Raw genomic sequence first — 13,258 nt, forward strand, 5'->3', positions numbered from 1 at the left:
GCCACTCAGGGCCCCTCACCGGGGCCCTTTTTTTATCACCCGCCCGCGAAACGCACCCGGGTGATCCCGGGCAGCATCCGCCGCACCAGCGGCAGCCGCGCCACCAGCCACGACAGCGGACGCGCCGCCCCGCGCGGGGCGACGAAGTCGAGCGCGCGGATCTCGGCGAGATCCGGCACCCAGCCGCGCAGCGTCGGCGCGACCCGGTGACGGGCGATCCCCCAGGGCATCTCCGGGGTGCGGTAGTGCGGCGTCTTCCACCAGCCGCGCAGGGTGCGCCGCGACAGCCACCCGGGGATGTGATCGAAGGCGAACCAGGCACCGGGCAGACGGGCGGCCATCTCGCGCAACAGCCCGGCCACCGCCTCGGGGTCGAAGTACATCAGCAGGCCCTGGGCGGTGACATAGACGGCTCGACCGGGCGGCACCCGGTCGATCCAGCGGGTGTCGAGCGCGCTCATCGCCAGGTGCAGATGACGCGCGTCCGCGGTGATGAAGCGCTCGCGGATGGCGATCGCCTCGGGCAGATCGACGCTCAGCCACAGCGAGCGCTCCGAGTCGAGACGGAAGCGCTGGGTCTCGAGCCCCTCGCCGAGATTGACGATGATCCCGTCGGGGTGGGCGGCGAGGAAGGCGCGCAGCTCGGCATCGAAGATCGCCGAGCGCACGCCGTGGGAGTAGTCGGCGGGGCCGAAGGCGCGCTCGTAGTCGTAGTCGAGGGTGCGATGGATCCGCAGCGCCAGGGGGTCGCGGATCACCCCGTCGGCGCGGGCGGCCTCGCTGGCGCGGTTGTGCAGCGTCCACAGCATGGTCTCGGGGACGCCGGTGAGGTTGGGGAGATGTGAGGTCGTCATCGTGGAGGACTCGCTGGAGCGGCGGCAGGACGCGGATCCCGCCGCCGGGAACGGACGAATGGAGACGGGTGCACGCCCGCGAGGCGACAGCGGCGCGCCGGATCAGACCGACAACGCCTCCTTCAGGTGCCAGTCCTTGGTCGCCTGCTGGGCGTCCCACATCGCGCGATAGCGCCCGTCGGCGGCGAGCAGCTGCTGATGACGTCCCTGCTCGACCAGCTCCCCGTCGTCGATCACCAGGATGCGGTCGGCGCCGGCGATGGTGGAGAGCCGGTGGGCGATCACGATCACCGTCTTGTCGCGCACCAGGGCGTCGATGGCACGCTGCACCGCCACCTCGCTCTCGGTGTCGAGCGCGGCGGTGGGCTCGTCGAGGATCACGATCGGCGCATCCTTGAGCAGCGCCCGGGCGATCGAGATGCGCTGACGCTCGCCGCCGGAGAGCCGCCCGCCGATCTCACCGAGCCGGGTGTCCCAGCCCTGCGGCAGCCGCTCGATGAACGACAGGCACTGGGCGGCGCGCGCCGCGGCCTCGACCTCGGCGTCGCTGGCCGTGGGGCGGGCCATGCGGATATTGGCGCGCACCGTGTCGTCGAACAGATAGACGTCCTGGAACACCGCCGAGATCAGTCCGTTGAGGGTCTTCGGCGGGATCGCGCGCACATCCACCCCGCCGATGGTGATGCGTCCGGCCTGGACGTCGGCATGACGCATCAACAGCCGGGTGAGCGTGGTCTTGCCCGAACCGGAGGGACCGACCAGGGCGGTGAGACTGCACGGCGCCAGCTCGGCATCGATGCCGTCGATCACCGGCGTATCGCTCTGGGCATAGCGAAACGAGACGCCCTCGAAGCGGATGTCGTAGCGATCGGGGGTGCGTTGCGGCTCCTGCTGCGCCAGCGGCGCGATCGCCAGCAGCGCCTCGATGCGCGCGAGCGCCGCCTCGATGATGCCGAGCACCGTGGTGAAGTTGATGAAGTTGGCCAGCGGCTCGGCGAAGCGCACCACCATCACCATCACCGCCGCCAACACCGCCAGGTCGAGCGATCCCAGCACCACCCAGGTGGTACCGGCAGCGACCACCAGCAGCAGCCCCAGCTCGACCACGCTGGCGATCAGGATCGCCGGTCTGGCCGCGGCGCGCTCGGCCTGCTCCTGGACCTCGCGCAGCTGCGCGAAGCCCTGCTGCAGCCGCTCGGCCTTCTCGCCCTCGCAGCAGGCCGCGCGCAGTACCGGCAGCCCCTGGGTGTATTCGAGGATATCGGCATAGGTGCGGCTGTGGGCGGCGGCGACACGGCGCTTGTCGCGATCCTGCAACGGCCGGCGCCAGCGATAGAGCGGTACGATCGCCGGGAACACCAGCAGCAGGATCAGCCCCACCCGCCAATCGAACCACAGGGTGACCAGCGCCGCCACCAGGGGAGCGACCACCGCCGCGGCGATCATGTTGAACACCGTCAGCGCATAGTTGAGGTTCTCGTCGACGTTGCCGAGCAGCATCGCGCTGAGCTCACCGGTGCGCTTGTCCTGCAACCGCTCGAGCGGCATCCGCCGCAGCTGCTCGCCGAGTTGTACCCGCAGCGCGTGGGTGGCGCGACACATCCGACCGTCGAAGTCGAAGCCCATGGCACGCCAGCGCGCCACGGTGGCGAGCAGCGCCAGCAGGGTCATCGTCGCCAGCCACACGAACACTGCCGACCACTCCGGCTGCGGACGCAGCAGCGCGATGAACAGCGGCAGGATGCAGGCCAGCGCCAACCCCTGCAGGGCCGCGGCGACCACCAGCCCGAGCAGGCTCGCGCGCAGCCCGCGGGCATGCTCGCCGGCGGTGGTGAGCAACCGTCGATAGGTCTCGCGCCAGGGCACCAGGGTGAGGCGCTCGGTCTGGTCCGGGTTCAGGGTCTCGGCGTTCATGCGGGGGTCTCCTCGCTGGCGGTGGGGGCCTGCTCCTCGACGGCGTGCGCGCCCAGCGCCCACTGCTGGGCCTGGGTGTAGCTGCGCCACAGCCGGGCATAGCGACCATCGTGCTCGAGCAGCTCGTGGTGACGGCCACGCTCGACCAGCCGACCGCGGTCGAGCACCAGGATCTGGTCGGCGTCGCGGATGGTGGAGAGACGATGGGCGACCAGGATCACCGTCTTGCCGCGCATCAGGTGCGAGAGCGCGCGCACCAGCGCCGCCTCGTTCTCCGGGTCGGCGAAGGCGGTGGCCTCATCGAGCACCAGGATCGGCCGGTCCTGGAGGATGGCGCGGGCGATGGTGATGCGCTGGCGCTGCCCGCCGGAGAGGAAGATGCCGCGCTCGCCGACCTGGGTGTCGTAGCCCTGCGGCAGCGCCATGATGAAGTCATGGGCCTGGGCAGCGCGGGCGGCGGCGATCACCGCCGCCATGTCCGTCCCGGGCATGCCGAGGCGGATGTTGTCGGCGATCGAGGTGGCGAACAGGAAGGTGTCCTGGAAGACGAAGGCGACCTGCTGCATCAGCGTCTCGGGACGCATCTCGCGGACATCGACCCCGCCGACGCGGATACGCCCGGCGGTGACGTCCCAGAAGCGCGGGATCAGTCGCGCCACCGTGGTCTTGCCCGCGCCCGAGGGCCCGACCAGGGCGGTGACGGTGCCCGGCTCGACGCGGAAGTCGAGCCCGGCGAGCGCCGCCGACTCGCTGCCCTCGTAGCGGAACTCGACCTCCTCGAAAACCACGCTGGTGTCGCCCGGGAGTGGCTCCTTGCCGCGCTGCGCCACCGCCAGTGCCGGCAACCGCTCGATCTGCTCGATGCGGCCGATGCTGAGCTTGGCCTTGTCGATCAGGTGCAGCAGCGACATCAGCGGCATCAGCGCCTCGGCCATGCCGGTGCCGACCAGCAGCACCGCCAGCCAGGTGGAGAAGGCGAGCGCGTCCTGCCAGATCAGCAGGGCGCCGCACCACAGCAGCACCACCAGGGTCGGCAGCGGGTTGAGCACCGCCAGCCCGAGCCGCGCCGACAGCCCGGCCTCGCGATACCAGCGGGTGACGATCTCCAGATACTGCTCCAACGCGCGATGGTAGCGCCCGAAGGTGGCATGACCGCTGTCGAAGGTCCGCACCACCGGCATCGCCTGGACGAACTCGACCACCGCCGCGCCGACCTGCTCGCGCGCCAGGTGATAGCGCCGGCTGATCTCGGCGCGGTCACGCATCGCCAGGTTCATCGCCACGAAACCGAGCGCCAACACCGCGAGCGCGCCGAGCGCCAGACGCCAGTCGAGCCACAGCAGCGCCACCAGGGTGAGCAGCGGCGCGACATAGGCGCGGGCATAGAGCGGCGTGCTGTCGGCGACGAACACGTGCAGCTCCTTGACGTCGTCCTGCATCACCTTGGCCAGGGCGCCGGCGCCGAGGCGCTGGGCCTCGCCGAGCGAGATCCGCGCCAGGTGCTGACTGAGCCGGGTACGCAGCACCTGCTCGAGCCGGAAGGCCGCCGCGTGCGACTGGGAGAAGGACTGCACCCTGAGCACATAGGCGAGCGCGGTACAGCCGGCGGCGCCGAGCAGCGCCGCCCAGGGCATGGTGCCGGGGTCCTGGATCAGACCGTGCACCAGCCAGGCAAGCAGTCCGAGCGCGGCCAGGGTGGAGAGTGTGGACGCGGCCGACAGCGCCATGGCGACGCCGATCTGGCCACGGACCGGGCGCATCACCGCCCACGGGCTGATATCGGTGGGCGCGGCGCGCGCGGGCTGGTCCGGGTCGGTGTTCATCGATGACCTCCGCAGATGGATGGCTGGACTGGCCGTCCGCGACGCGCATCGCCGGGGACGACCGCTGGGTTCAGAACAGATGGCTCACCCCGAGCCCGAGGACGCGTCCCTGCGCCGGCAGACCGACGGAGATATCGGGCGGGAACCAGTAGGCGTAGTGCTCGTAGTCGGCATCGAGCAGGTTGTCGCCCCAGACATAGAACTCGGTGGCGCCGAACATCAGCCCGAGCCGTAGATCGAGCTTGTGATAGGCGTCGAGGTCGATGCGGTTCTGGGGATCGGCCGGGCGCTCGCCGACATAGCGATGGGTGAGCCGGGCATTGAGCAACGGCGCCGCGCCACCGGGGAAGGACTCGAGCGCGTGCTGCCAGGACAGCGACACCAGCCCGCTCCAGCGCGCCACGTCGGGCACCCGGTTGCCGGCGGCGACCCGTCCGCCCTGGACCCCGACGACATCCTCGGTGATGGTCGCGTCGGTATAGCTCAGCCCCGCCGTCAGGCTCAGCCCGGCGCCGATGCGCCAGTTGCCCTCGAGCTCGGCGCCCTGGCTCTCGGTGTCGGCGTTGACCGCCTGGGTGGCCATGGTCAGGTAATCGAAACCGAGCAGATGGTCATCCGCGACGCGGTTGTAGAAGAGCGCGCCGCTGAGATCGAAGCGCCCGTCGAGCGCATGGTGCTTGAAGCCGATCTCGAGGCTGTCGACGGTGGCCGCGCGATAGGGCTCGCTGTCGGCGATCTGGGTGGCGAAGTCGTTGAAGCCGCCCGACTTGTAGCCGCGCGCGGCGACGGCATAGAGGTTGGTCGACTCGCTGAGCCTGTGCGAGAGCGCCAGGCGACCGGTGTCGTAGCTGTCGCTGAGACGCCGCCGCTCGCTGACCGTCGAGGTCGGACGGTGATAGGTGGCGCCGTAGCGCTTCTCCTCCCAGGTGTGACGCCAGCCGGCGGTGAGCTTCCAGGCGTCGGCGAGCGGATAGGTCAGCTCGCCGTAGATCGCCTCGCCATGGGTATCGAAACGACGCTCGTAGTGCGTCTGCTCCAGGGCGCTCGCCGAGTCCCAGGTCCGCCGCGAGCGCGACAGGTTGAGCCCGGCCACCCAGAACACCTCGGCACCGGGCAGCGAGGACAGTCGCAGATCCTGGTTGAACACCCGCTCATCGCCGTCATCCGTGGCGACGTACTCGATCGGCATGCCGAAGACCTGCTCGCTGACCCGGGTGCCGTAGGCCTTGGCGACCTCGATGTCGGCGCTGGTCAACGAGCTGATCGCGGTGAGTTGGCCCCAGCCGAGTCGCTGTCCGAACTCCAGCGAGTGACGCTCGACCACCTTGCGGTTGTCGTCGACCGCGCCGGGCGAGAGATCGACCACCGGCGGATCGCCATAGGGTCTGAGCAGGATGCTGGAGACAGAGCCGTCCTGCTGCTGGCGCTCGGAGATCAACAGCAGCGAGGTCGCCGCGCTCGGCTCCCAGAGCAGGCTCGCGCGCGCGGCGAGACCGCGCCGATAGGTCAGCGGATCGCCGGTGCGCTGATTCTCGATCCAGTTGTCGGCGCCCTCGTGACGGATCGCCACCCGCGCCATCCACTGCTCGGAGAGCGCGCCGCCGAAGGCCGCTTCCTGGAGCTGCTGGCCGTCCTCGCCACCCTCGATGCGCACATAGCCCTCGGCCTCGCGGGTCGGGCGACGGCTGCGGACGTTGAGCGCACCGGCCTCGCTGTTGCGACCGAACAGGGTGCCCTGCGGCCCCTTGAGCACCTCGATGCGCTCGACGTCCAGGGTCGCCATCGCGGCATGGCGGCTCGACACCGGCACGCCGTCGAGGTTGACCACCACCGAGGTGTCCTCGGCGCTGACCTGGTAGAGCGAGCCGACACCGCGGATACGGATGTTGGCGTCGTTCGCCCCGCCCCAGGAGTTGACGTCGACCCCGGGGGTCTGGCGCAACACCTCCTCGAGATCGAGCAGACGCTGCTCCTCGAGCGTGCCGGCGTCGATCACGTCGACGCTGAAGGGGATCTCGGCGAGCGACTCCTCGCTCAGGCGCGAGGTTACCGTCAGGGTGTCGAGCTGCACCGCGTCAGCGCCGGCGGCCAGCCCCTGCAGGGGCAGCGAGACACCGAGGATCGCGCCCGCGATCCGACGGCGCCGGTTCGAGTACCGCATACGAGTCATCTCCATTGGTCGCCGCGAGCAGCCGGCGGGTCGAGGACCCGGCGCATGACGACCTCGGGCGACCGGCGAGGGACATCGGCAGAGAGATTCAGGGGGTCATGAGCACACGGACCTTGCGGTCTTGATCCCATGGCGCGGAACCGAGACCCTCCGGACGGATGCGCATCCGGTGGATCTCGGCCCCTGTCCCGTGCCGATCCTGGCGAGGTGAGATGGACGATCAGCGCCTTATTTCGCGTACATGACAATTATTCTCATTAGCGCATGTGCACGCTGCCCCGATCGGGAGCGCAGCCCCCGAATCGGGACGCGACATGCACACCCCACAGGGCCCTGTATCGAGAGACGACGGACGAGACGGACGCGCGCCGGGCAACCGGCGCATGGCCCGGGCGGACGCCCGGGCGGCGGGAGGATCAGTCGGTCGCGGCGAGGGCGCGACGCAGGAACTCGGGCTGGGCGAGCGCGCCCTGGTGGATCTCGGCGTTGTAGTAGCGGGTCTCGAAGGGCTTGGCGCGCGCGTCCTCGAGGCGGAAGCGATCGAGCGCGACCCCCTTGCCGGCCATGGTCGCGCTCCACCAGCCGGAGGGATAGATCGGCTGCGGGAAGCACAGCGTCTGGGTGGAGTCGAAGCCGCCCTCGCGCAGCGCCCGGTGCATGTCGCGCAGCAACTGGGTGTGATAGAGCGGCGATTCGCTCTGCTGGATGAGGATGCCGCCGGGGGCGAGCACGCGCTCGCAGTCGGCGAAGAAATCGCGGGTGAACAGCCCCTCGGCCGGACCCACCGGATCGGTGCTGTCGACGATGATCAGATCGAGGCTCGCGGGCGCGGCCTCGCGGATCCAGCGCACCCCGTCCTCGAACAGCAGCTGCGCACGCGGATCGGCGTTGGCCTCGGTGAGCTCGGGGAAATAGCGCTCGGCGAGCCGGGTGACGCGCTCGTCGATATCGATCTGCACCGCCGACTCGACGCCGTCGTGACGCAGCACCTCACGCAGGGTACCGCAGTCGCCGCCACCGATGATGCACACCCGCCGCGGCGCGGCATGGGTGAACAGCGCCGGGTGCGACATCATCTCGTGATAGAGGAAGTTGTCCCGGGTCGAGAGCATGGTGCAGCCATCGATCACCATCAGATGGCCGAAGCCCTCGGTGTCGTAGATCTCGATGCGCTGATAGGGGGTCTGCTCCTCGTGCACCCGGGCGCGCATCTTCAGCGAGAAGGCGGAACCGTCGGTCGCGACGACCTCGGAGAACCACTGATTGGGATCGAGCATGGACATTCCTCTGCGATATGGGGTCGGGGGTCAGGCCCCCGCGACGGTGGACGTCGACGCGCGGGGCTAGGGCCGGTCGTCGAGGTTGGCCGGACACAACACCTCGCGCATGATGCCGATCAGCTCGAGCAGCTGGGTGTTGCGGATCCGGTAATAGATCCGGTTGGCCTCCTTGCGGGCGACCACGATGTTCTTGTTGCGCAGCTGTTCGAGATGCTGCGAGATGTTGCTCTGCGAGGTGCCGACGCGCTCGACGATCTCGCCGACCGAGAGCTCGCGCCCGCCGAGCGAGCACAGGATCTTCCAGCGCAACGGATGGGCCATCGCCTTGAGGGCGTTGGCGGTGAGGGTGGCGTCTTCCTCGTCACCGGGGCCCGTGGGCAGAACCGGATCGGTCATCGTGCATCCTCCTCAGGACGGTTCCCGCGCCTGCCCCGGCGCGGGCGCGGCATCGTCCGGATCGACCCGGACATAGCCGCTCATGTTCTTGGCAATACAGATGATATCGCTGATCTCGCCCCGGGTATCCCTCACCGCGGTGCGCGAGAACAGGATCGGCACCCGGCGTCCGTCGCTGGCGATGAACCGCGCCTCGATCTTGCTGAGCGCGCCGGTGCGGATCAGCGCCTCGAGCCAGGTCCCCATGAAGGCCCCGGCCTGCTCGTCGGCCTCCTCCTCGAAGACGTCCCCGATCGCCATCCCGCGCAGCGCCGTCTCCTCGTAACCGAGCATGTGGCGCGCCGCCGGGTTGGTGAACTTGATGGTGCCGTCGGGGGCGAGCACCAGCAGCGCCTCGCCCATGTAGGTGAGGATGTTCTCGAGGTACTGGCGCGCCTCGGCCAGCTCGCGGGTACGCTCGGCGACCTGCTGCTCGAGCTGGCGGTTGAGCCCGCGCTCCTTCTCGATCAGGCGGAAATAGGTGCCGATCTTGTTGATCAGCAGATCGTCGTCGATCGGCTTGAGCAGATAGTCGACCGCACCGACGGCGAAGCCGCGCTGCTGGAAGGCCTCGGACTTGAAGGCGGCGGTGAGGAAGATGATCGGGATGTCGCGGGTGCGCTTGCGCAGCTTGAGCATCGAGGCGGTCTCGAAGCCGTCCATCTCCGGCATCTGCACGTCGAGGATGATCAGGTCGATGTCGGCGTGCTCGTGGGTGAGATCGAGCGCCTGCTGCCCGGAGCTGGCCTCGAGCACCGCACAGTCGAGATGACGCTCGATCAGGGTGCGCAGGGTGAAGAGGTTGTGCGCGTGATCGTCGACGATCAGCAGCTTGAATCCGGCATGATGGCTCATCATCGCTCTCCTCGCGCCGCGTCGCCCGATCCGGTGGCGGCACGACCGGCCTGGTGTGCATCCCGCGTCGATGGGGCCCGTGCGCCGCGCACCTCGGCGAGCAGGCGATCGAGCCGATCGTCATCGACGGACTTGGCGAGCAGCGCGAGCACACCGGCCTCGCGACAGGGCCCGGGCGGCGACGCCTCGGCCTCGCCCAGCAGCACCACCGCGGGCGCGGCGCCCCGGCACTGCGCGATCAGGCCGTGGATGCTATCACAGCTCTCACCGGGCGCCCCGGTGAGCGCCAGCAGCACCAGCATGCAGCCCTCGCCCTCCTCGTCCAGGGTCTCGCCCGCCTCCTCGAGATCGGCGGCGGTCTGTACCCGCAACCCGCGCCGCCCCAGCGCCGCGGCCAGTCGCACCAGCAGCGGCACCTCGCGCGCGATCACCAGCACCCACTCGTCTCCGTCCTCGGGCGAGGCGGTCTCCGTCACGGCGACCGGGGCGACGGTGTCTGGCGTGGTGGCGGGGGGGACCGCGGTCGCCGGCGACGCATCGGGCGCCCCACCCGGCGCCGTGAGCGGCAGCAGCAGGGTGAAGCGCGCCCCGGCCCCGGGCGCGCTCTCGACACTGATGCGCCCGCCGAGCAGCGCGGCCAGCTCGCGGCTGATCGACAGCCCCAGCCCGGTGCCGCCATAACGGCGCCGGGTCGAGCCATCGGCCTGCTGGAAAGCCTCGAAGATCAGTCCCTGCTTGTCCTCGGCGATCCCGATCCCGGTGTCGGCGACGCTCAGCGCCAGCGGCAGCTCGGGGTCGTCGCTCGGCGCGCAACCGAGCAGGATATGACCGCGCTCGGTGAACTTGAGCGCGTTGCTGAGGAAGTTCTTGAGGATCTGGCGCAGCTTGTCGCCGTCGCAGTGGATCTGGCGCGGCGCGCGCGGGTCGATCTCCAGGCTCAAGCGCACCGGCTTGTCGGCGAGCTGCGGCTCGATCAGCGCCACCAGCGACTCGAGCAGCGGGGGCAGCTCGACCCTGTCGAGATCGAGATCGACCTGGCCGGCCTCGATCCGCGAGATGTCGAGGATGTTGTCGATCATCGCCCGCAGGTCGCGCCCGGCGGCATGGATCACCTGGGCCTGTCGGCGCTGCGCCGGATCGAGCCCGCCACTCTCGGCGGCGAGCATCTTCGACAGCAGCAGGATCGAGTTGAGCGGGGTGCGCAGCTCGTGACTGACGTTGGCGAGAAACTCCGACTTGTAGCGATTGGAGCGCTCCAGCTCGCGGGTCTGGGCCTGCTCGGCGCGCAGGTGCTCGGCATGGGTCTGGGCCAGCGCGGTGAGCTGGGCGCCGAGCGCGCGGATCTCGCGCGGCCCGCGCCAGTGAAAGCGCAGCGCCCGCCCCTCGCGCAGCACCTGGGTCAGCCCGCGGGTGAGCGACTGGCCGAAGCGCTCGAGCCGTCTGGCGATCAGCCGCGCCACCACCATCACCACCACCACCAGCGCGAGCATGATCGAGAGCACCCGCACCATCAGCGCGTCGCGGAAGGCATCGATCGGCGAGGGGTCGACCGCGCGTCCGACCCACAGCGGCGCACCGTCCTCGGTGAGGAACATCGGCACCCACAGCAACTGGCGCCCGGCGCGATCCTTCCACAGCGCCAGGTTGCCTGCGGTGAAGATGGCCTCCAGCCCGGAGAAGTCGACGAAGGCCTCGCCCGAGGCGCCGCCCGGCTGGCCGGGGCGCAGATAGCTGCCGTCGTGGTTGACCCACAGGGTGTCGCGATAGAACTGCGCCAGCCCGCCGACATCGATCGCCATCACCACCGCCCCGCCCTCGTCACCGAGCCGACTGATCAGGCTCAGGGTCATCAGCTGGCGCTGATCGCGCGCGCCGGCCTCCTGGTCGATACGGATGCGACTGACCAGCACCGCCCCCGGCTGCAACGACAACCCGGTGTCGAGGAAACGCGGCTCGGGCAGCAGCGGTGGGCGCTCGGTGGCACGCCATTCATGATCCTGTCGGTCACGCGCGAGCTGGAAGCGCAGCGCCCCGCTGCCGTCGACGAAGAGGATCTGGATGATGTCGCGCTGGTCGACGAGGATCTGGTTGACCCAGCGGGTATAGCGCTCACGCGCCAGCGCCACCTGCCCGGGCTCGCCCTGGAGCCCGAGGATCAGCTCCGGCTCGGGCAACCGCGCGAGCAACCGGATCATCTCGTGTCGACTGGCCAGGTGCTGGTCGAGATCGCGGAAGTCGGCGCGCAGGTTCTGCAGATAGGCGCGCTGATAGAACAGCGCCGTGCGATCGAGCACCAGCGGCAGATTGATCGCCACCGCCAACATCAGCGGGATGACCCCGAAGGCCAGCAGGAACAGCAGGATATAGAGCCTGAGCTTCATCGCACCGACACCGCCGGACCGCCCGTCGAAACCAATCAAGGGATTGAACCGCAAAGACGCCGAAGAGTCACCAGCGGCCAGCCATCAGCCCCCGGCAAGAGGGCCTCGATGGCTGGCCGCCGCCGTGATCGACCGATACCTCCACTGGCCGCTGGTAGCTGACGACTGGCGGCTGGCGGCTGGTAGCTGGCGGCTGGTAGCTGGTAGCTGGTAGCTGGTAGCTGGAGATCGTTTGACAGCCCCCGCGCCCCTTCCTAGGATCGGGCGTTCATCCATCTTGCCGACCCCAGATCATGCCCCGACTCTCCGCCCTGCAGTGGCTGCTGCTCGTCGTCTTCCTCGTCTTCTACGGCTTCGCGGTGTTCGCGATCACCCGCGACTACTATCTGCGCAACCCGATCCAGGTCGCCCAGGCCCCGGTGGCGGCGCCGGATCAGGGCGTGCCCGAGCCGGTCACCGGGAACGACCCCGAGCAGCTCCACCAGCGCGCCGACAGCCTGTTCATGTCGCAGCGCTATGGCGAGGCCGCGCGCTACTACCAGCGCATCCTCGAGCTCCGCCCCGACGACCCCGAGGCCTACAACGACCTCGGCCTGTCGCTGTTCTACACCGGCGACACCGCCGGCGCCCTCAAGGCGCTGCGCGCCGGGCTGGAGATCGCCCCCGAGCTGCAGCGGATGTGGCTGACCTACGGCTTCATCAACCTCCAGATCAGCGACACCGCCACCGCCCGCGCCGCGCTCGAGCGTGCCCGCGACATCGCCCCCGACAACGACATCGGCGGCGAGGCGGTCCGTCTGCTCGGGCTGCTCGAGCAGGCCGGCGGCTGAGGCTCAGCGCTCGGCCATCGCCACGGTATAGTGCGCGCCCTGCTTGAGCTTGTCGTAGTTGCCGAAGACCTCACCGAGGTTGCGCTTCATGTACTGGCGCAACCCGTTGATGGTGACCACATAGAGCCGTCCGCCGGGACGCAGCCGGGCACGGGCGTCGTGCAGCAGGAGCGCGAGCAGCTCCTTGCCGACCTTGGCGGGGATGTTGCTCACCACCAGATCGAAACGTGCGGCCGGGTCGATCTGCGCCAGCCCGTTGCTCAGCTGGGCGCGGGCGTTGCCGAGCCCGTTGCGCGCGGCGTTGGCGTTGGCGTAGTCGACGGCGACGAAGTCCTTGTCGACCATCAGCGTCTGGCCCTGGGGTGCGCGCGCGGCCAGCGACAGGCCGAGCGGGCCGTAGCCGCAACCGATGTCGAGACAATCGGCGTCGGGCGCGACCTCGACGTACTGCAGCAGCAGTCGGGTGCCCTCATCGATCTCGCGCGGCGAGAACAGTCCCCAGGTGGTATGAAAGGTGAGCGGGACACCGCCGGGCTCGGCGGTGAAGACGATGTCGCGGCGCAGGCCGGCGAGCTGTTCGGGAGTGAGCATGGTGCGTGGGTCGTGAGCTGAACGGATGCGACCGGTCACCGCGCGGGGCGCGGCGCCGTCCCGGCGGGGATCGCCGGTGGTCGGCGCATTGTCCGATCCCGGCGCACGTTTGACCAGCAGACAGA

Annotated in this window: 10 protein-coding genes; 1 reads left to right on the forward strand and 9 read right to left on the reverse strand. The window is 69.7% G+C overall.

The window, feature by feature from the left end; all coding sequences use genetic code 11:
- Positions 1 to 35: 35 nt before the first annotated feature.
- From EDC29_RS00965 to EDC29_RS01000, 8 genes are all read right to left on the reverse strand, one after another.
- A complete protein-coding gene (locus EDC29_RS00965; RefSeq protein ID WP_132228193.1) occupies positions 36 to 854 on the reverse strand; it encodes a class I SAM-dependent methyltransferase in 819 nt (272 codons plus the stop codon).
- A 102-nt stretch (positions 855 to 956) separates the two neighbouring features.
- The gene (locus tag EDC29_RS00970) at positions 957 to 2,768 is read right to left on the reverse strand and encodes an ABC transporter ATP-binding protein (protein ID WP_132228195.1); all 1,812 of its coding nucleotides are present in this window, start codon (positions 2,766 to 2,768) and stop codon (positions 957 to 959) included.
- Positions 2,765 to 4,591 (reverse strand): ABC transporter ATP-binding protein, encoded by a 1,827-nt coding sequence (locus EDC29_RS00975; RefSeq protein ID WP_132228197.1) that lies wholly within the window; start codon positions 4,589 to 4,591, stop codon positions 2,765 to 2,767. The genes EDC29_RS00970 and EDC29_RS00975 overlap by 4 nt, the downstream gene beginning before the upstream one ends.
- A gap of 70 nt (positions 4,592 to 4,661) precedes the next feature.
- A complete protein-coding gene (locus EDC29_RS00980) occupies positions 4,662 to 6,752 on the reverse strand; it encodes a TonB-dependent receptor (protein WP_132228199.1) in 2,091 nt (696 codons plus the stop codon).
- A 425-nt stretch (positions 6,753 to 7,177) separates the two neighbouring features.
- The gene (speE, locus tag EDC29_RS00985; RefSeq protein ID WP_132228200.1) at positions 7,178 to 8,038 is read right to left on the reverse strand and encodes a polyamine aminopropyltransferase; all 861 of its coding nucleotides are present in this window, start codon (positions 8,036 to 8,038) and stop codon (positions 7,178 to 7,180) included.
- 66 nt (positions 8,039 to 8,104) lie between these two features.
- On the reverse strand, positions 8,105 to 8,437 hold the full coding sequence (locus tag EDC29_RS00990; protein ID WP_062272170.1) for an ArsR/SmtB family transcription factor: 333 nt from the start codon (positions 8,435 to 8,437) through the stop codon (positions 8,105 to 8,107).
- A 12-nt stretch (positions 8,438 to 8,449) separates the two neighbouring features.
- Entirely contained in the window at positions 8,450 to 9,331 is an 882-nt protein-coding gene (locus EDC29_RS00995; RefSeq protein ID WP_123139163.1) for a response regulator, read from the reverse strand.
- Positions 9,331 to 11,712, reverse strand: a complete 2,382-nt coding sequence (locus EDC29_RS01000) for a hybrid sensor histidine kinase/response regulator (protein ID WP_132228202.1) — start codon at positions 11,710 to 11,712, stop codon at positions 9,331 to 9,333. The genes EDC29_RS00995 and EDC29_RS01000 overlap by 1 nt, the downstream gene beginning before the upstream one ends.
- 293 nt (positions 11,713 to 12,005) lie before the next feature.
- Between EDC29_RS01000 and EDC29_RS01005 the strand changes: the two genes are divergently transcribed.
- Positions 12,006 to 12,542 (forward strand): tetratricopeptide repeat protein, encoded by a 537-nt coding sequence (locus EDC29_RS01005; protein WP_062276974.1) that lies wholly within the window; start codon positions 12,006 to 12,008, stop codon positions 12,540 to 12,542.
- 3 nt (positions 12,543 to 12,545) lie between these two features.
- Here EDC29_RS01005 and EDC29_RS01010 read toward each other — a convergent pair whose 3' ends face one another.
- Positions 12,546 to 13,133 (reverse strand): class I SAM-dependent methyltransferase, encoded by a 588-nt coding sequence (locus EDC29_RS01010; RefSeq protein ID WP_062276976.1) that lies wholly within the window; start codon positions 13,131 to 13,133, stop codon positions 12,546 to 12,548.
- Positions 13,134 to 13,258 lie beyond the last annotated feature (125 nt).

The sequence above is a fragment of the Marichromatium gracile genome (genome assembly GCF_004343155.1).
GTDB lineage: Bacteria > Pseudomonadota > Gammaproteobacteria > Chromatiales > Chromatiaceae > Marichromatium > Marichromatium gracile.

What these genes read in the sequence shown, in the direction of transcription:
- EDC29_RS00965 (WP_132228193.1), bottom strand. Translation starts at nt 854, where the DNA reads ATGACGACCTCACATCTCCCCAACCTCACCGGCGTCCCCGAGACCATG.
- EDC29_RS01010 (WP_062276976.1), bottom strand. Translation starts at nt 13,133, where the DNA reads ATGCTCACTCCCGAACAGCTCGCCGGCCTGCGCCGCGACATCGTCTTC.
- EDC29_RS00975 (WP_132228197.1), bottom strand. Translation starts at nt 4,591, where the DNA reads ATGAACACCGACCCGGACCAGCCCGCGCGCGCCGCGCCCACCGATATC.
- EDC29_RS01000 (WP_132228202.1), bottom strand. Translation starts at nt 11,712, where the DNA reads ATGAAGCTCAGGCTCTATATCCTGCTGTTCCTGCTGGCCTTCGGGGTC.
- EDC29_RS00995 (WP_123139163.1), bottom strand. Translation starts at nt 9,331, where the DNA reads ATGAGCCATCATGCCGGATTCAAGCTGCTGATCGTCGACGATCACGCG.
- EDC29_RS00990 (WP_062272170.1), bottom strand. Translation starts at nt 8,437, where the DNA reads ATGACCGATCCGGTTCTGCCCACGGGCCCCGGTGACGAGGAAGACGCC.
- EDC29_RS00970 (WP_132228195.1), bottom strand. Translation starts at nt 2,768, where the DNA reads ATGAACGCCGAGACCCTGAACCCGGACCAGACCGAGCGCCTCACCCTG.
- EDC29_RS00980 (WP_132228199.1), bottom strand. Translation starts at nt 6,752, where the DNA reads ATGCGGTACTCGAACCGGCGCCGTCGGATCGCGGGCGCGATCCTCGGT.
- EDC29_RS01005 (WP_062276974.1), top strand. Translation starts at nt 12,006, where the DNA reads ATGCCCCGACTCTCCGCCCTGCAGTGGCTGCTGCTCGTCGTCTTCCTC.
- speE (WP_132228200.1), bottom strand. Translation starts at nt 8,038, where the DNA reads ATGCTCGATCCCAATCAGTGGTTCTCCGAGGTCGTCGCGACCGACGGT.